Origin of the sequence: Bartonella australis AUST/NH1, from assembly GCF_000341355.1 — a bacterium.
Classification (GTDB): domain Bacteria; phylum Pseudomonadota; class Alphaproteobacteria; order Rhizobiales; family Rhizobiaceae; genus Bartonella; species Bartonella australis.
In genome coordinates this window covers 1,136,048-1,153,575 of record NC_020300.1, presented here as the reverse complement: position 1 = coordinate 1,153,575, position 17,528 = coordinate 1,136,048, and the positions used below count along the sequence as shown (strand labels likewise).

Below are 17,528 nucleotides of genomic sequence, written 5' to 3'. Positions count from 1 at the left end.
GTATGTAGGAAATTACTGTAATGAATTTGTCATTTTTGAAAGCTGATACAATCATATCACAAAAGCAGAAAAATTTGCGTATGTGGGCCTTTTTGTATAAAGTGTTTAAGCTGTTATTTTCGGTGTTTATTACGTTGCTCGGTTTGGTGACGGTCACTTTTTTTATTGGTCGCCTTCTTCCTCTAGATCCCGTGACTGCTATCCTGGGTGATAATATTAGCCAGGAAGCGTATGACGCAATGTTCCATAAATTGGGCCTCGATCAGCCGTTGGTTGTCCAGTACTGGAAGTATCTTCAAAGCGTTTTTTCATTTGATCTCGGGGATTCTTTGACTTCGGGGTATCCCGTTTCAGCGGATATCGCACGTGTATTTCCTGCAACGCTGGAGCTTGCAACAGTCGCTACCATTATTGGTACCGGTTTTGGTATTCCGCTTGGTGTTCTCGCAGCAATGTATCGTGATTCATTCATTGATTATTTTGTTCGTGTTTTTACACTGGTCAGTTATTCAACGCCGACTTTTTGGCTGGGGTTGATGGCGTTACTCGTATTTTATGCTAAATTGGGTTGGATTGGGGGTCCAGGTCGTATTAATTTCGTTTATGAATATTCTTTTGAACCAAGAACAGGTTTCTTTCTCTGGGACACCGCAATACAAGGGCAGTGGGAGGCTTTCAGAGATGTTTTTAGCCATATTATTATGCCTGCCTTAATTTTAGCTTTTGGTTCTATGGCTTATATTAGTCGCATGACGCGCAGTTTTATGGTTGAACAGTTGAATCAAGAATATATTGTTACCGCGCGTGTTAAGGGATTATCGTGGAGACGAACAGTTTGGAAGCACGCTTTTCGCAACGCAGCTGTTCAGGTTATTACCGTTGTGGCACTTTCTTATGCCTTTTTATTGGAGGGCGCTGTATTAACAGAGACAGTTTTTGCGTGGCCTGGTTTTGGGCGCTATTTAACCACAGCACTTCTAGCAGGAGATATGAATGCTGTCGTTGGTTGTACGCTTCTCATAGGGTGTTTTTTCGTTGCTATTAATTTACTTTCTGATTTACTTTACCGCATCTTTGACCCAAGGACACGTTAAATATGGATAAAACTTATAATAAATCGCGATCACCTCTTTCCCTGAGACGTTGGTTGGGTACTTCCGTTCCACAGTCGGCGTTTCAGGCGAATATACAAAAAATTTATCGTTCATTGATCAGTTTTTTTCGTAATCTTTCGGCTCTATTGGGTATGACTGTTATCTCTATTGTTATTTTATGCGCGATTTTTGCACCTTGGATTGCTACCCACGATATTATGAATAACGATCTTGCTCACCGGTTGCAGCCGCCATCTCTTTCGCATTATCTAGGAACAGATGAATTGGGGCGTGATATTTTTAGTAGATTAATTTTTGGTACGCGTATTACCCTTTACATTGTTTTTTTAACTACAGTTATTGTAGGGCCTATAGGGTTAATTGTCGGAGTTACATCTGGTTATATAGGAGGGTGGGTTGATACCGTTTTGATGCGTATTGTCGACGTTTTCCTTGCCTTCCCGAGTTTAATTTTAGCCCTCGCTTTTTCAGCAGCTTTAGGGCCCGGCATTGAAAATGCAGCAATTGCGATTTCAATTGCTGCGTGGCCGCCGGTGGCGCGCTTAGCACGCGCTGAGACTTTGACTATACGTTCATCTGATTATGTTTCGGCAATTCGCTTACAGGGCGCGTCTATTTGGCGAATTATCCTCCTTCATGTAGCGCCGATGTGTATCCCTTCAGTGATTGTGCGGTTAACACTAAATATGTCGGCGATTATTTTGACGGCGGCAGGTCTGGGTTTTTTAGGGTTGGGTGCTCAACCCCCAAGCCCTGAATGGGGTGTGATGCTTTCAACGGGTCGTGAATTTATGATGACAAGTTGGTGGTTAGCGGCGATACCAGGTTGTGCGATATTATTTACCAGTCTTGCCTTTAACCTTTTAGGCGACGGACTTCACGATATATTGGATCCACGTAATGGATAAAAAATTATTAGAAATAAAAGATTTACGAATTTCTTTTCCTGGTGCGCGCGGCCTATCAGAGGTCGTGCGTGGTATTAATTTTTCTGTCGGAAAAGAAAAAATTGGAATTGTCGGAGAATCGGGATCCGGAAAGTCAACAACCGGGCGCGCCATTTTGAAATTAAACCCAAAATCGGCAGTCATCAAAGCCAAAAAAATGCGCTTTGGGGATATAGATTTGTTAGCTGCGGATGAAACTCAGATGCGCACTATTCGAGGAAGGCGTATTTCGATGATTTTACAGGATCCAAAATATTCTCTTAATCCATTAATACGGATTGGGGAGCAGATCATGGAGGCCTACCGTGTTCATTACAAGGTTTCAAAAAAAGACGCACGGGAAAGAACAATTTCTATGCTGGAATCTGTTCATATTCGCGATCCTGAACATGTCATGCGGTTGTTCCCTCACGAAATATCAGGTGGAATGGGACAGCGGGTCATGATAGCTATGATGCTTATTCCTAAACCTGATTTAATTATCGCAGATGAGCCGACGTCTGCGCTTGACGTTACAGTGAGACGTCAAGTTTTAACGGTTTTGGATGAGCTTGTGATAAAATCTGGCACAGGACTTATTTTTATCAGTCATGATTTGAATATGATTGCCGATTTTTGTGATCGTGTTTTAGTAATGTATGCTGGCCGTATATTAGAAGAATTACCTGCATGCGATTTATCTCGCGCATGCCATCCCTATACTAAGGCTTTACTGGCTAGTTTACCGCGTCTTGATAAGCCCGTTGATGTTTTAGCTGTTCCTGAAAGGGATCCTGATTGGTTGAATAGTCCTACAATTGTTAATGGTGTTGCAGGAGATAGCCATGGCCAATTATAAAAATATTGTCGATGTTTCTGATTTGTCTGTGACTTTTAGGCGTGGGCATGAGGCAAAAATGGTTGTTAAAAATGTCTCTTTTAGTATTAAGAGGGGTGAGGCCTACGGCTTAATTGGTGAATCTGGATGTGGAAAATCGACCATTTTGAATACATTGGTTGGGCTTATTCCTTGTCACAGTGGACAGTTTATTTTTGATGGAGAAAAAGTGTCGCAGGAGAGGGATAAGGCTTTTTTGCGCCGTATTCAAATGGTTTTTCAAGACCCTTATGCTTCACTTCATCCAAGAAAAATGGTGCATACAGTTCTTTCTGAAGCCCTCACGATTCATGGTATGGGTAATCGGAAGGAACGGATATGTGATGCTTTGAGTGCGGTTGGTCTAGACTCTTCATTTCTTTATCGTTACCCACATGAGTTATCCGGTGGGCAACGCCAGCGCGTTGCTCTTGCGCGTGCTTTAATTATTGAGCCAGAAGTTTTGTTACTCGACGAGCCAACATCTGCATTGGATGTATCGGTACAGGCCGAAATTTTGAATTTGCTGAAATTACTGAGAGAGAAAAAACAACTTACTTATTTGATGGTGTCCCACGATCTTTCTGTTGTTGCACATATATGCGAACGTGTTGGAATTATGCATCAAGGGGTTATTCTTGAAGAGTTAAGTAACGATGATTTGCGTCATTTACGTGCAAAGGATGATTATACAAAGATGTTTTTTGAGGCTAGCATTGAGCCTGTTGCTCATAGGGTTGGGGGGGGCTGATAATTTTTGTAAAAAGGAGAAAAATTTTCTTTGTTTTTTTTCGTTGAGGCAGGGGATATTTACTTTTCTCTTATATCGAGTGCCTCGTGAGCATAAATTCTGCGCTCGGAGCTGTGTCAAGAACGTGTCTTGTTGTTTTTGCTATTATTTGGAACTGCGGTTATGCGGTTAATTATAGCCGCGAGAGTATTTCGTTATTTTATGATCATCACTATCATTGTTTTTTGAGGTTGATTTAATTTTCGGCGATTATTATTTGGACGGCTGAAAATCTAGATGCCCAGAAAATTAGTGGGTCGTTTCTGTTATTGAGACAAGGGTCGTCCGTTTGATTGTTTTACGGCATGTGTTTCATTTTTACATCTTTAGCTTTTCCTTTTTATCAAAAATTTCTGAGTGCTGCTCTTTTCTTAAAAAAACGAGAGGTAAGGAAGGTACGTAAAACGATTTTTCTTTATAGAAACTGAGTATGAAGAAGCTAAATCGGCAATATTGACACGTAGTTTCAAACCATTTTCTGCAAAAATTCCTTCTCTGGGCTCCGATAAGCCAAAATAGGTGTTTTTATAGCATTTTTTCCAATTTTTTGCTTGCAAGGGACTTTATGCGTATTTTACTGGTTGGGCTATTATTCTGTTATGGAAAATGACCATGGCCACACCCACTAGAGCTGATCAGAGATATAAGACGCAAGCTCTGCGGAAAAATGCCGTAAAGAAAGAACCGGTAGCGGAGGAGGGATTTGAACCCCCGACACAAGGATTATGATTCCTCTGCTCTAACCTACTGAGCTACTCCGCCAAGATATCTAGACATTATGATGATTTTATCTTTGGCGGGTATAAGGGGTAGAATAGCAAAATGTCAAGCGTCGTTTTTAAGCTTTTCTCTTGTCATTCTATTTTATCCTCGATATGGAGTAAGTGGGAAGTGTAATGTTTATATGTTTGCAGGATAAGGCATAAAAAATGGTGCCACGTATAGCGGTTTTAGGGTGTGGTTATTGGGGAGGGAATCACATACGAACCCTCCAAAGTCTTGGAGCTTTAGCGGCAGTTTCTGACGTTGATGTAGATCGCGCTAGGGAGGTTGCACGTACGCACGATGTCGAAGTTATTGCGCCCGACAATCTTTTTACTCGCGTAGATATTGATGCATTGGTATTAGCGTTACCTCCGCAATTTCACACAGAAAATGCGCTGCGTGCTATTAAAAACGGTAAAGATGTTTTAGTGGAAAAACCGATAGCTTTGAACGTAGCTGATGCCGAGCATCAAGTTCGAGTTGCTGGTGAATACGGGCGGATTTTTATGGTGGGGCACGTTTTGCGGTTCCATCCTGCTTTTGAAAAAGTATGTGAGTTGGTGGCAAAAGGCGAATTAGGTGATGTGCGTTATATTTATTCTCATCGGTTAGGATTCGGAAAATTTCATGCAGAAAGCGATGCTTTATGGGATCTTGCTCCTCATGATCTTTCAATGATTTTAGCTTTAACGGGATGTGAGCCTTCCGGAGTCCGCGGAGAGGGGTCCTCGGTGATTGATCAGCTTTCTGATTTTGCGCATATTCATATGACATTTCCGAATGGTATACACAGCCATCTTTTTGTTTCACGTCTCAGTCTGTACCGTGAAAGGCGTTTGACAGTTGTCGGCACAAAAGCTGTGCTTGTATTTGATGATATGGAACCGTGGAGTCGCAAATTGGCGTTTCATCGCTTCGCTGTTTGGCAGGAGAATCAAGAATGGATATTTAACGCTGGTGAGTCCCGTTATATCGGCGTTGGTGAAAGTTTACCGCTTACCAATGAATTACAGCATTTTCTTCATTGTATTGAGACGCGTCAATCGCCTTGTACAAATGGCGATGATGCCGTTGCTGTTTTACGGATTTTAACTGCTGCTAGTACTAATCATCATGACAAAAAAGATGAGTAGCGTTTTCGCGTTACCATAATTATCAACGGAGTTAATATGCAATTCATTGACCTTGGGGCGCAGCGTGTGCGCATTGGAGACAAAATTGATGCTGCAATCGCACATGTAGTAGCTAGTGGTAAATATATTTTGGGACCGAAAGTAACGGAATTTGAGGATAGGTTAGCAGACTATCTTGGCGTTAAGAACGTGATCGCGTGTGCCAATGGAACTGATGCATTGAAGATGCCTCTCATGGCTAAAAATATTGGCCCAGGTGACGCTGTCTTTTGCCCTAGTTTCACTTTTTCCGCGACTGCCGAAGTTGTTGCTTTGGTGGGAGCGGAACCCATTTTTGTGGATGTTATGCCTGATACATTCAATATCGACGTTGATAAATTGGGTGAAGCGATTGAAATGATCAAAAAAGAGGGACGCCTCAAACCGAAAGCAATTATTTCCGTCGATTTATTTGGCTTACCAGCTGATTACGCTAAGATTGCTACGGTAGCTGAAAAAGAGAGCCTTTTTGTTATCGCAGATGCCGCTCAATCTATAGGAGGTAAAAATGGTAATGTTATGTGCGGAGCTTGTGGTGATGTCGCAGCAACCAGTTTTTATCCGGCAAAACCATTAGGGTGTTACGGTGATGGGGGTGCCATGATGACCAATGATGACGATCTGGCGGCGCTTTTACGTTCGATCTTATTTCATGGCAAAGGGAAGACACAATATGACAATGTACGTATTGGTTTAAATTCGCGGTTGGATACGATTCAAGCGGCCATTTTGTTAGAAAAACTCATCATCTTAGAAGATGAGATGGAAAAGCGTACAGTGATTGCTCAACGCTATTCCGATGGTTTAAAAGATATCGTTGTTGTTCCTGAAGTTGGAGAAGGCATTCGTTGTGCTTATGCGCAATATACCATTAAGGTGGAAAATCGCGATCAATTAAAGGCTTATTTACAAGAAAGTTCTATCCCTACAATGGTTTATTATAATACTCCGTTGCATTTACAACCAGCTTATAAAAATTTTTCGTATGTAAAGGGCTCTCTTGCTGTTTCTGAATCTCTGGGAAATTGCGTTTTAAGTTTACCTATGTATCCCTATTTATCGCAGAGTGATCAGGATACGATTATCCAGCGCATAAGGGATTTTTATCGCTCTTAAAAGAAGGCTGTCTGTAACCTAAAAAGCCGCTTATTTAAGTTGATTTCCGGGGATTGTACAGTTTTTGGCAAAGAGGTGTGCTAAAAAATGAACTTTAAATCATTAGAGGGAAGATAAATCCGGTAAATGATGCGAAAAATTTTGATGAGTTTAGTGTTGTAGGTAGTCTGGCATTTATAAATCATAAAAATTGCTATCGTAAAATCACCGGTAGTAAGATTTAAAGCGGGGCAGATATTAAGTTGGTGGCTGTTTGTAAAAATACCGGCTATTTTGAAGTGAAGACGCAAAAATAGCAAGGCCAGATGCAGTATATGGCCGCGAGCGCTGAATTGTGTTTTGCTTTGAATTAATAGTTGAGAGCTCTTTTAAGGGATAGTTCAAATACAGTTCATGCGCAGAGTTTAAAGTTATGACGGCTTTGCCCAAAATCTTATTGAATGAAATTTTCATGATCATAGTTAAGACTGTTGCTGCAGATACCGCAACCAAAGTTCCATTAGCGGCGGTCTGTTGTCCGTCAGTCGGTTATTATTTAAAAAAACTGTGAAATTGGTCGCGGTGGGCTGCCATTATGCTGGCCAACTATACCGGATATTTATTTTCTGGCAGTTGGTTTACTGAGCTTATCCCTTAGAAGGGCAATTCTATAAGAAGTTTCTTGGGTCAAAGACACCCTTTTAAGCGTGGCAAATGCCTTTTATGTGCTTGACTATAATTCTGATCACAAAAACAAAATCGATATGATGTTTGTGTATTTGAGTAATTTATGTCAGGAGCGCTTTGTAGAAGGCGTTTCAGAGCTACAGGCTATTTTTTTGCGAATGTAGGACGCAAGGTCTTTGCCGTCCTCAGAGTTTTTGGTTAATGTGTCGATGGGTGAATCTTTTCCTTCTTTCATGGCTATTTGAGCGGCTAATGTGGCTGCTAATTCTTTTGTTTCTTCGCGTAATTCACTTAAGAGTTGATTGCTTGAAGTAACGTCAAGCTCATCGATTTTAATTTTTTGTAAGCGTCGTTGATAATGCGCCATTTTCTCACGCATAGTTTCAATTTCTGCGGCAAAAGTTCTGGTTACAATGACATCCTGTTCGTCCTCCTCCGCAGTAGTTTCCGTTTCGGGGAGGGGATGATGAGCACACTGTTTGTTTGTAACAAATTGATAAAGTTGTTTTTTTACTCGACTAAGCTGTATTTTTTGTTGGGCGTATTTTTTTTGCAAAGCATCATATTTTTGTTTATGGTGCGTTAATTCTACAGCGTGCTGAGCGCAAAGAAAGTCTTTATTTGCCTGCATTTCAGTGAGCGATAACGGAATTTTCGCAGAAACGATTTGACGCGCAAAATAAAGCGCTCTTCGCCAAATAAGGGGAGCGACGAGCACTAATAACCACGCAGTTACAGAAACCCCGAGAATAAAAGAAAGAATTGACTGGATAAGCATAATTATCTTTTTCAACAAAAGTTGCCTAAAATGGATTCCATGTTGGTGTGGACGTTAATTTTAAATACCCCATATTGATGCCAAGACGCGCGCCAACTCCTGTACGGATTGGGATCAGCAGGGTGTCATCGCGTTTTAGGATATGGAAACCAACCCCCGCTATTAAATAGGCTGAACCTGAAATACCACCATAACGCCCCCATAAATTACCTATACTGTCGAGATTATAAATTAGGACCATTAAACGAGAACCTTGACCACCAAAATCCCATCCCACTGATGGCCCTTGCCAAAAAACTTTATGTTGACCGTAGTGCTTGGTAAAAATCTGTCCTTCGCCGTAGGTTAACCCGGCAAAAAAAGCGCCGGAGGCTTCTTCTCCTAAAATATAAGCATTTGGGCGACCGTGCCGCGAAAAGATATTTTCAATTGCAGTTGCTATACCACCTGCAGTTTTACCAAAAAAATTATGTCCAGAATCAATAATTTCTTTTAGAGAATAATATTGGTTATCCTGTTCCCTTGGTTGAATTTGGGCATTTGCAGCATTTGTAGCTGCGAATACAAGATATATTAAAAATACAATATTTATGTACCAGCGTGATAGGAGAGAGAGAGACATAGGATTTTTCTCTAAGTTCTTAATTACGTACGAGGGAGCAATATTAAAAGATTTTCTCTAATTTAGATAGAGGATAAAGATATAATATTGCTTAAAATTTTAAATTTATTCTAAAAAGAAAAGGTTAGCGTAGCTGTTAAAGTTCTTTGTATGTACCGGATGTTAATAGTTTTAGCTCAAAATGAATCCTATTTGAAAAAATTCAGAGGTTGCCGATAATTATGACGTTAGCTATTTCTTTGAAGTCTACCGACCTTGCTGCTTTGCTTTGTAGCCGTATTTGCCACGATTTGATTTCACCTATTGGTGCTATACAAAATGCGATGGAACTTTATGATGAAGCAGGAGCTGATGAAGATGTTTTGCAGTTAGTGCGTTTGTCTGTCGCGAACGCTTCTGCGCGCTTGCAATTTGCGCGGCTAGCATTTGGTTCTTCAGGGATGAGGGAAGGACAAATAGATACGAGCTTTGCCGGAAAAATTGCACAACAATATATAGCAGAAGGGAAAGCAACTTTGAAATGGCAAGCCCCTGCTTTGATTTTGCCGAAGGACGAAGTTAGACTCTTACTTAATTTGTTGTTGATCGCAAATGCAATTGTCTCTCGCGGGGGAGAAATAAGTGTAATGGTTTCACAAGACGGAGGTAAGCGTTCTTTCCGGCTTGAAATTTTGGGTAAAACGCTACGTGTTCCGGCCAATTTTGTCGAGTTATACAGTGGAAAAAGTCTGGAAATCGACGCTCATACGATTCAACCTTATTATACGCTACTTCTTGCCGAGGAAACGGCTATGAAAATAAGCATGAATGAAACTGATGGTTGCGTTATTTTAGAAAGTACAAAAATTCTTTGATTGGAGTAAACTTATTTAAGCTGTATTGAAGAAAGAAATTTGGGGCTTGTCAGTATCTTTTGTCCGTAATTTCTTAAATTTGTAAGTATTTTGGATACGAGAAAGGTGTCCTATATAGGTTTCACTGAACAAAAAATCCCAGAAGATCATTTTCTGGGATTTTAGGATGTGTGTTTTGGTAATTTAGGCAGTTTTACGTATGTTTTCTTCAACTGGATCGCGTAATACATAACCGCGCCCCCAAACCGTATCAATGTAGTTTACACCAGAGGATATAGCATCGAGCTTTTTCCGTAATTTGCAAATAAAAACATCGATAATTTTGAGTTCTGGCTCATCCATTCCGCCGTAAAGATGATTAAGGAACATTTCTTTAGTAAGAGTAGTACCTTTGCGTAGAGAGAGAAGTTCTAGCATTTGGTATTCTTTGCCTGTTAAATGAACAGGATGGCCCGCAATTTCGACCGTTTTCGCGTCAAGATTGACGGTCAGGTCGCCTGTGATAATAACTGATTGAGCATGACCTTTAGAACGACGCACGACAGCGTGGATACGCGCAATCAATTCGTCTTTATGGAATGGTTTAGTCATATAATCGTCGGCACCAAAACCGAAACCACGCACTTTATCTTCAACACCCCCCATGCCGGAAAGAATAAGGACGGGGGTTTTTATTTTCGCCAATCGCAAGGTCCGTAATACATCATAGCCTGATATATCAGGTAAATTTAGGTCAAGTAAAATGATGTCGTAGTCATAAAGCTTTCCTAAATCGACACCTTCTTCTCCTAAATCAGTGATATAGACATTAAAGTTCTCAGATTTTAACATCAATTCGATGCTTTGAGTGGTTGTTTTATCATCTTCAATTAATAACACGCGCATTTTCAATCCCTCATTCCGCTCCTCCCGAATCAAGTGGAGCAACTTCATTCTGAACAGTTGGTAAAACCACTGTTAATAAAAAATGATTCATAAAATCAAACATTTGTCGCCAAAGTGTTTATGAATAGTTCAGCAGTACGCGCAACAATTGCCGCTGTTTCCCCCACTATCTTAGACAGTGGTTAACAAAATATTTTTGTTTTTGGAAGAGGTTAATGAAATTATTTTGGAAAAGATTTCGCATTTTTTCAGTTTGATAAAAAATACATTAATACTTTTTGTTCATTTGAATCAGACAAAATTTGATAATTGGTTATTTCAATTATTATTTTTGTTTAAAATTTCTGTGTTTATTACTAAGTTTGAATATTTATTTACCGAGCTTTAAGCCTCTTTATTCTAAAACAGGAAAGGACGGTGAAGGAATAGTGAGCACTTTTAAATCTGGTCGCATTTACGGATGCTTTAAAGAAGGCCAGGAAGAGTTGCTGCTGAAACTAAAAGAGATACGCTGTTGGTAAAATAGTACTGAAGGCACGTGTAATAGCGCGGATGCACGTTTTTTGTTAGCGTGACCAAGGAGTAGCGAGTATGAAGGCACGAGAAAATACAGTGCGGTTAAAAAGGTTTCAAGCGCGCGAAAAGCGTCGCGAAATTGCACAACTTGAGATGATGATTGCAGAATTTGCGCGAATGGTATCAGAGTTAGAAGTGCAAATTGTTCATGAGGAACGTAAATCCGGAAACAATGATATTCACCATTTTGCGTATTCAGCTTTCGCGCGCGCTGCGCGGAAAAGGTGTGATAATCTCACAGACTCACTTCGTGATTTGCGGCTTCGAAAAACAAATGCTGAGATCGTTTTACATGAAATTGACTCAGAGCTTCAACATATGCAAACTCTTGAAATGCGGGAAGATAAGGCTGTCGCGGGCGATAACGATATTTCCGTCCAATCTTGCTCTATGATTGGGTGATGAAAGCTATAAGCCGAAGATAAATTCTTTATATTATGGGCTAAAAGGAAAAACAGCCAAGCTCGTATCAAACCTGGCTGTTCCGAAATACCTTCCTGGACTTAATAATTTTCACTATCAATAACCGTCAATGCCTGTAATGTTGGATTTTCGTCGTCCGTAGTCCAGCTAAACCATGTTCATTAACTAAACTTTGCCATGAAAGAAATTCTTCCAAGGTCAAAGTGTAGCGTTGACACGCTTCATCGAGACTTAATAATCCACCTTTAACGGCGGCAACAACTTCAGCTTTGCGGCGGATAACCCAGCGTTTTGTCGTTATTGGCGGTAAATCGGCGATTGTGAGTGGACCGCCGTCTGGACCAATAACATATTTTGTTTGTGTTTTCATCAAATTAGTCATTATATTCTCTATTTTATATTCAAAACCCGCTTACTTATAAAGAATGATCCATAAGAAAAGCTAAGCTCATTGAAAAAGAATTAACAAAGTCAGATAAAATGTAAAAAAAATGGCGAAAGATGAGTAAAACAGCACATTGTGATATTTTTTTGGAATTTTTTTGTTTTTGAGCTCTTATTCGAAGCTGATGTTATGGTTGTAGAAAAAAGAAAAAGGTAATATGAAAAGTTTGTAAAACGCACGAGCACATTGACTAGTAATGCGTATTTAAGCAGAGCAGAGAGTAAATATGTTTTTGAACAGTCTTGATTTGCCGAGGCCGCCTGGAGAATCTCGCATTGTGGTTGCGATGTCTGGTGGAGTTGATTCATCGGTTGTTGCGGGCCTCTTAAAAAAAGAAGGCTATGATGTAGTCGGGATTACGTTACAGCTTTATGATTATGGCGCTGCGACAAATCGCGTAGGGACGTGTTGTGCAGGGCAAGATATTGAAGACGCGCGTCGCGTGGCGGAAATATTAGAAATTCCTCATTATGTCCTCGATTACGAAGCACGGTTTCGTGAAGCTGTGATTGATCCTTTTGCGGAAAGCTACGCACACGGAGAAACGCCTATACCATGCGTGGCTTGTAATCAAACTGTAAAATTTGCCGATTTGTTAAAAACTGCGCAGGAATTGGGCGCAGACGCATTAGCGACGGGCCACTACATTCGTAGTCGTTCTCACGGCACTCACCGTGCACTGTTCCGTCCCCTCGATATTGATCGTGATCAAAGTTATTTTCTGTTTGCAACGACACAAGAGCAAATTGACTATTTGCGTTTCCCACTTGGCGATCTTCCGAAAGCGCGTGTCCGCGAAATAGCCGCAGAAATGGGTTTTGTTGTTGCTCATAAGCATGATAGCCAAGATATTTGCTTTGTTCCAAGGGGGAAATATTCTGATATTATTGCGAAATTACGACCGGAAGCCAACAATCCTGGGGTCATTGTGCATATTGATGGACAAATTCTGGGCACACATTCAGGGATCGTCAATTACACTGTTGGCCAGCGTCGCGGTATTGGTATTGCAACTGGCGAAGCTCTTTATGTAATTCACATAGATACAGAAAATGCCCGCGTTATTGTTGGTCCGCATGAGATGTTAGAAACACATAAGCTTTTTTTACGTAATGTGAATTGGCTCGGTGATGAGAAATTAGATAATTTTCCCTCTGATGGTGTTGATATAGCTGTAAAAGTTCGTTCAACGCGTCCTCCACATTTTGCTCGTTTACATTATAAAGGAGGCCTTTTTTCTGTTGATTTATTAGAAAGCGAAAGTGGTGTAGCACCTGGTCAAGCTTGTGTTTTTTATAGTGGACATAATAATGAAGCGCGTGTTCTTGGGGGTGGTTTTATTACACGTACAGAACGTACGGCTGAAGCCGAGGCGATGTTAAAACGTGTTTTATGTGATTCGAAAGCACAAGCTCCTGTTTTATCTAAAGCAAAGACGGTTATTGCGTATCGATAGAATATACAGCCTAGGGATGTGTTGTTTCTGTAATTTAAAGTATCATCACTTTAAGTTTTTTTCACAAAAATTGGTAAAATACGCTAGTGTAAGTCAGGTGTTGCGGCAGCTCAAGGCTTTCGAAAGTAAGCTACACAGATGTACGGAAGCTCCTAATTGCCGAGAAACGCAGCTGATCAGAGTTATCATTTTTGTTTTCAAATAGGCACATTATATTTTGTAATTTGTGCTTCTTCAAAAAAGAACGGCAGGAGAAAAAAGCACATGAAGCACGAAAATTCGTATCACCTAAAATTGCTATAATGCCATCAATTTTAATGTCTCTTGTGTGTGGATATTCTAAAAGTCATTGCCGGCGAAAATTTTGCTTGTTACTCCTTAAAGTGGATTATGAGGCTGTTCAATATTTTGGCAATTTTTTTTAATATTCTTTTTATAAACCGCCATATGCTGAATATTCTTTTCGCTATAAAATAGAAAATAGAGGTTTTTGTTATTTTTTAAATTTAAAGTAGAATTGCTATTGACTTAATGCAACTATAGGTATAAAAAGAGAATACCGAGTGCGTCGCAATATTGTTTTCGTATCGGGTACAAGGCCCAGGTCCCCGCTATTTCCTGGGCCTGTATTTCCTTAATGCTAAGGGAAAAGAATCTGGGTTCCCAATGCCCGGATTCTTTTTTTATGGTGGTTCGGCTTACAGCCTATGTTTTCCTTTCTTTACTGAAGATCTTTTGCATTTTCGAGGCTCTTTCGGAGACCATACTATTAATGGTGGAGTTTTCAATAGAACGTTAAATAGCCTTTTTGCGCTTCGTGTGATCTGCTTATCGGCATGTAAAATATAATATAAAAGGTAACGTGTAAGTATAGTGGGTATAGGAGAAGTCGGTAATTTTTAACCATGAGATAAGTAGGGAGCATCCGTTTTATTTGAGGAGTTCAGTTTATAGCTTTGAGCAATTATCTCTTTCTTAATTAGTGCTATCTAAGCCGTGATATTCGTCGCTTATAAGCTGCCGTGAATGATAGGGCGGGAGGTGGTGGCTGTTTCAGTTTATACGGAATCCGTTATGATATTGAGCGAATACTAGAAATATAATAAGGTACGTAGTTGAACTGTTATTGCCTATCAAACAAATAAGAGTGCGTAGTTATGAATACTACAACAATAGAGATACAAAGATTAACCATATGGTCTATTGTCGTGGCTTGTATTGTTTCTGCTCTCAGATATTGGGCATATTACATCACGGGTTCAGTTGCGCTTTATTCTGATGCATTGGAATCAATTGTTAATGTGCTTTCCGCGTTAGCAGCGTGGTGGGCTGTTAAAGTGAGTACGAAGCCGGCTGATCAAGATCATCCTTTTGGGCATCATAAGGCAGAATATTTTTCTGCTATCCTTGAAGGTGTGTTCATTATTATCGCAGCAATTGTGATTTTGAAAGAAACGTGGGCGGCTTTTTCTACTGTTAGACCGTTGCAGCAGCCTGGAACGTGGATTGCTATTCATTTTGTAGCAAGTATTATTAATTATTTGTGGGGAGCGATTCTCATCCGGCAGGGGAAAATTTACCGTTCGCCAGCTCTTAAAGCTGACGGCGTGCATTTAATGACAGATGTCTTTACTTCATTGGGCATTTTAGTTGGATTGCTAGTTGCTTTTTTGAGTGGATGGGCTGTTTTAGATCCGATTTTGGCGGTAATAGTTGCAGTTCACATCCTTTTACAAGGCTGGAAAGTGGTGAAGAATGCTGCTCAAGGGTTAATGGATGCAGGAGTTGAATTAAGCGAAACCGTCCGAATTCGTGATCTTATTTCGACCAATGCGTGCGGCGCAATTGAGGTGCATGATTTACGGACGCGTGTTGCTGGGAGGGCGACCTTTATAGAATTTCACTTAGTTGTGCCGGCAGCAATGCAGGTAGGGGAAGCACACAACATCTGTAATAAAATTGAAAATGTCCTCGAAGCGGAATTTGATAATGCGCGTGTTATTATCCACGTAGAACCTGAAAATGAAGCTAAGTTGCCTCCTGGCACAACGGCTGTCCCTTTTATATAAAGGGTTTCCTTTTACTTCGTTTATGAAAATAGCAATAATTTTAAGGAAGATAGAAAGCGCAACGCTTGTTGCTGCGGTCGTTTTGTTTTACTATTAAGGTTATCCGGTGGCTTTTATCTTCCTCCAGGGAGAAAAAGGGCGAGAGGTGGTGTAGGGGCCTCATTGATATATGATTAGTTACATAGGCACTAAAGTGTTAGTAACTGAGTATTATAAGCATTCATTCAGTAGCAACAATATTGGGCGTCGTGATGAAAGATAATGTCGCAATTACTCTTTCAGTGGCGTTTTTGTAGGACTGATTTTAAGATTGTTTCATAAGGCACAAATCGCAAGGTAGTTTCATTTTTATCATTTGCTCGTAATGCTAAAGATCAATTCTTTCAATACATGCTACCTCGTTACTTTGATTCGTAATACTGTAACGCTGTAATTGACAATGCCATCGATGATTGGAGCGCTCAATAGTAAAAAAATTGAAATTTGCAGGCGGTTTTTTTTCACCAAAAGCTTGTGATGCAGAAGCGACGCCGACAATAGGAATTCCCCCTTCAATGATGTTTAATGTGGGTAAATGGGTATGCCCGTGGAGAATAAGCTCGCAGCCGTGGTGCTTAATAACGTTTAGAAAACGCTCTATACCCCATAGTTTTTTGCGCCAAGAAACGGCCTGGTGAAAAAGGGGGGTGGTGAATCATGACAATGCGAAAGAGGCTGCGTTCTGCAGCTTCGTGTAAAAGCTGGGATAAAGCTTGTGCCTGCATGCCGCTAAAATATCCGAAAGCTTGAAAAGGTGGCGTGGCGATAGCAGAAGAAGCACCTATAATAGCGACATTATCGCGAATACGCATATAGGGGAAGGGAAGGTTGTTCTTTAGTGAAAGGTCGCCGGTTATCCAAGGTTGAAAGACAGTACAGGCCTTTTGGAACGCCCCACGGACGTAGGCATCATGATTACCAAACGTTAAAGAGATATTTCGGGGTTCACCTTGAGTGAGTAACCAGTTGCGCGCTTGTTCAAATTCTTTATCTAAGGCGAGGTTAACGAGGTCACCAGAAATCACAAGATGGTCAGGTTCCTTCTTTTTTAATGCGTGCATTAAAGTATCTAAAACATCTGGCTGCATCCAGCCTTTACGTTTTTTCTTCCAATTAAGATAGCCAGTAATGCGTTTCCCAAAAAGCTCAAATAAGGACGGTTCTGGCAGAGGTGAAAGATGCACATCTGATATATGGGCTAGATAAAACATAACTTTAGAATAACGCTGAAAATAATTTAGACAATGAAAAATGAAAAAAAGACAAGCTTGTTTACGGTATAAAATGAGAGGGGATTATGGGATAAAAAACAGTTTATGGGAAAATTTTACAGAATCTTTTTAGATAATTCTGCTCCCAGGAAAAAATGCTTTGTAATGGATACACCTTTTTCTTTTCAATTTTCCACTCCTCTTTCTACAAATGGTAATAGGATGAATCACTGTATTGAAACAATTGACCGTGGCGTTCAAATTAATCAATTAATTTTCGTCCATAATCTTTTATATATTGCAGGCTATTTATCGAGAAAACGTAGTAAGCATAATCGCCAACTTTCCTTTGTCGCTTTTTTGGGGACTATATTATTGGTTCAGTGAGAATGATTCCTATAAAAGCTGGCGCGTAAGTTGCTTGTTTATTAGATCCCTTTGTTATTCTATCTGACTGTAAAATGTTGGTACGGTGGGCAAATTAATGCACACGGCGTTGCAGGTAGCGAAAAATCACAATGTTGTTTTGGTCATTTTGATTGGAGATGAAGGTTACTGTGGCCGTTTCGGGTTCAAAAATGCACAATATGGGCGGATAGGAATGTCTGCACCGGTGAAATCAAGGCGATTATTGGCTCTGGAATTGCGAGAAGGTGCATTAAAAACCGTGCGCGATAAGGCGCGTTGTTATCCGCATTATTAAACAAATTTTTTGTAATGCAGGTTTCAGGTTTCTTGAAAGT

At 40.3% G+C, this 17,528-nt stretch carries 16 protein-coding genes, 1 tRNA gene and 1 pseudogene; 12 read left to right on the top strand and 6 right to left on the bottom strand.

The annotated features are described in order from the left end of the window. The first annotated feature begins 20 nt into the window (after positions 1-20). Genes BANH1_RS04885 through BANH1_RS04870 form a run of 4 tightly spaced genes read left to right on the top strand, consistent with a single transcriptional unit; the run spans position 21 to position 3,669 of the window. Entirely contained in the window at positions 21-1,094 is a 1,074-nt protein-coding gene (locus BANH1_RS04885; RefSeq protein ID WP_015398293.1) for an ABC transporter permease, read from the top strand. Between the two features lie 2 nt (positions 1,095-1,096). Further along, a complete protein-coding gene (locus tag BANH1_RS04880) occupies positions 1,097-2,023 on the top strand; it encodes an ABC transporter permease (protein ID WP_015398292.1) in 927 nt (308 codons plus the stop codon). Then, entirely contained in the window at positions 2,016-2,900 is an 885-nt protein-coding gene (locus tag BANH1_RS04875; protein ID WP_015398291.1) for an ABC transporter ATP-binding protein, read from the top strand. Before BANH1_RS04880 ends, BANH1_RS04875 begins: the two co-directional genes overlap by 8 nt. Continuing rightward, positions 2,887-3,669: an ABC transporter ATP-binding protein gene (locus tag BANH1_RS04870; protein ID WP_015398290.1), complete on the top strand. Its 783-nt coding sequence runs from the start codon at positions 2,887-2,889 to the stop codon at positions 3,667-3,669. The genes BANH1_RS04875 and BANH1_RS04870 overlap by 14 nt, the downstream gene beginning before the upstream one ends. 727 nt (positions 3,670-4,396) lie before the next feature. Here BANH1_RS04870 and BANH1_RS04860 read toward each other — a convergent pair. Then, positions 4,397-4,470 (bottom strand) — tRNA-Met (locus BANH1_RS04860). A 167-nt stretch (positions 4,471-4,637) separates the two neighbouring features. Here BANH1_RS04860 and BANH1_RS04855 point away from each other — a divergent pair. Both BANH1_RS04855 and BANH1_RS04850 read left to right on the top strand, forming a co-directional pair. Beyond that, entirely contained in the window at positions 4,638-5,606 is a 969-nt protein-coding gene (locus BANH1_RS04855) for a Gfo/Idh/MocA family protein (RefSeq protein ID WP_015398289.1), read from the top strand. A gap of 36 nt (positions 5,607-5,642) precedes the next feature. Next, positions 5,643-6,761 carry a DegT/DnrJ/EryC1/StrS family aminotransferase gene (locus BANH1_RS04850; RefSeq protein WP_015398288.1) on the top strand — a complete coding sequence of 373 codons (1,119 nt, stop codon included), beginning with the start codon at positions 5,643-5,645 and terminating at the stop codon, positions 6,759-6,761. 772 nt (positions 6,762-7,533) lie between these two features. Here the strand turns inward: BANH1_RS04850 and BANH1_RS04845 are convergent. Both BANH1_RS04845 and BANH1_RS04840 read right to left on the bottom strand, forming a co-directional pair. Continuing rightward, positions 7,534-8,205, bottom strand: coding sequence for a hypothetical protein (locus BANH1_RS04845; protein WP_015398287.1), 672 nt, complete (start codon positions 8,203-8,205; stop codon positions 7,534-7,536). Positions 8,206-8,230: 25 nt separating this feature from the next. Then, the gene (locus BANH1_RS04840) at positions 8,231-8,827 is read right to left on the bottom strand and encodes a DUF1134 domain-containing protein (protein ID WP_015398286.1); all 597 of its coding nucleotides are present in this window, start codon (positions 8,825-8,827) and stop codon (positions 8,231-8,233) included. Between the two features lie 221 nt (positions 8,828-9,048). On the opposite strand from BANH1_RS04840, the gene chpT reads away from it, so the two are divergent. Beyond that, on the top strand, positions 9,049-9,681 hold the full coding sequence (gene chpT, locus BANH1_RS04835) for a histidine phosphotransferase ChpT (RefSeq protein ID WP_015398285.1): 633 nt from the start codon (positions 9,049-9,051) through the stop codon (positions 9,679-9,681). 183 nt (positions 9,682-9,864) lie between these two features. Here the strand turns inward: chpT and ctrA are convergent, their stop codons facing one another. Then, positions 9,865-10,566, bottom strand: coding sequence for a response regulator transcription factor CtrA (gene ctrA, locus BANH1_RS04830; protein ID WP_015398284.1), 702 nt, complete (start codon positions 10,564-10,566; stop codon positions 9,865-9,867). Between the two features lie 591 nt (positions 10,567-11,157). On the opposite strand from ctrA, the gene BANH1_RS04820 reads away from it, so the two are divergent. Continuing rightward, positions 11,158-11,544 (top strand): hypothetical protein, encoded by a 387-nt coding sequence (locus BANH1_RS04820; protein WP_015398283.1) that lies wholly within the window; start codon positions 11,158-11,160, stop codon positions 11,542-11,544. 127 nt (positions 11,545-11,671) lie between these two features. Here the strand turns inward: BANH1_RS04820 and sciP are convergent, their stop codons facing one another. After that, a complete protein-coding gene (gene sciP / locus BANH1_RS04815; RefSeq protein ID WP_015398282.1) occupies positions 11,672-11,947 on the bottom strand; it encodes a CtrA inhibitor SciP in 276 nt (91 codons plus the stop codon). 289 nt (positions 11,948-12,236) lie between these two features. On the opposite strand from sciP, the gene mnmA reads away from it, so the two are divergent. Together mnmA and BANH1_RS04805 are read left to right on the top strand one after the other, a co-directional pair. Further along, positions 12,237-13,466: a tRNA 2-thiouridine(34) synthase MnmA gene (gene mnmA, locus BANH1_RS04810; RefSeq protein ID WP_015398281.1), complete on the top strand. Its 1,230-nt coding sequence runs from the start codon at positions 12,237-12,239 to the stop codon at positions 13,464-13,466. Positions 13,467-14,623: 1,157 nt separating this feature from the next. Beyond that, entirely contained in the window at positions 14,624-15,535 is a 912-nt protein-coding gene (locus tag BANH1_RS04805; RefSeq protein ID WP_015398280.1) for a cation diffusion facilitator family transporter, read from the top strand. 367 nt (positions 15,536-15,902) lie between these two features. On the opposite strand, the pseudogene BANH1_RS04800 reads toward BANH1_RS04805, so the two are convergent. Then, positions 15,903-16,785, bottom strand: a pseudogene (locus tag BANH1_RS04800) (metallophosphoesterase family protein). 165 nt (positions 16,786-16,950) lie between these two features. Between BANH1_RS04800 and BANH1_RS07065 the strand changes: the two are divergent. Continuing rightward, positions 16,951-17,172 (top strand): hypothetical protein, encoded by a 222-nt coding sequence (locus BANH1_RS07065; RefSeq protein WP_144050543.1) that lies wholly within the window; start codon positions 16,951-16,953, stop codon positions 17,170-17,172. 97 nt (positions 17,173-17,269) lie between these two features. Then, positions 17,270-17,488, top strand: coding sequence for a hypothetical protein (locus BANH1_RS07060; RefSeq protein ID WP_144050542.1), 219 nt, complete (start codon positions 17,270-17,272; stop codon positions 17,486-17,488). Positions 17,489-17,528: the final 40 nt, after the last annotated feature.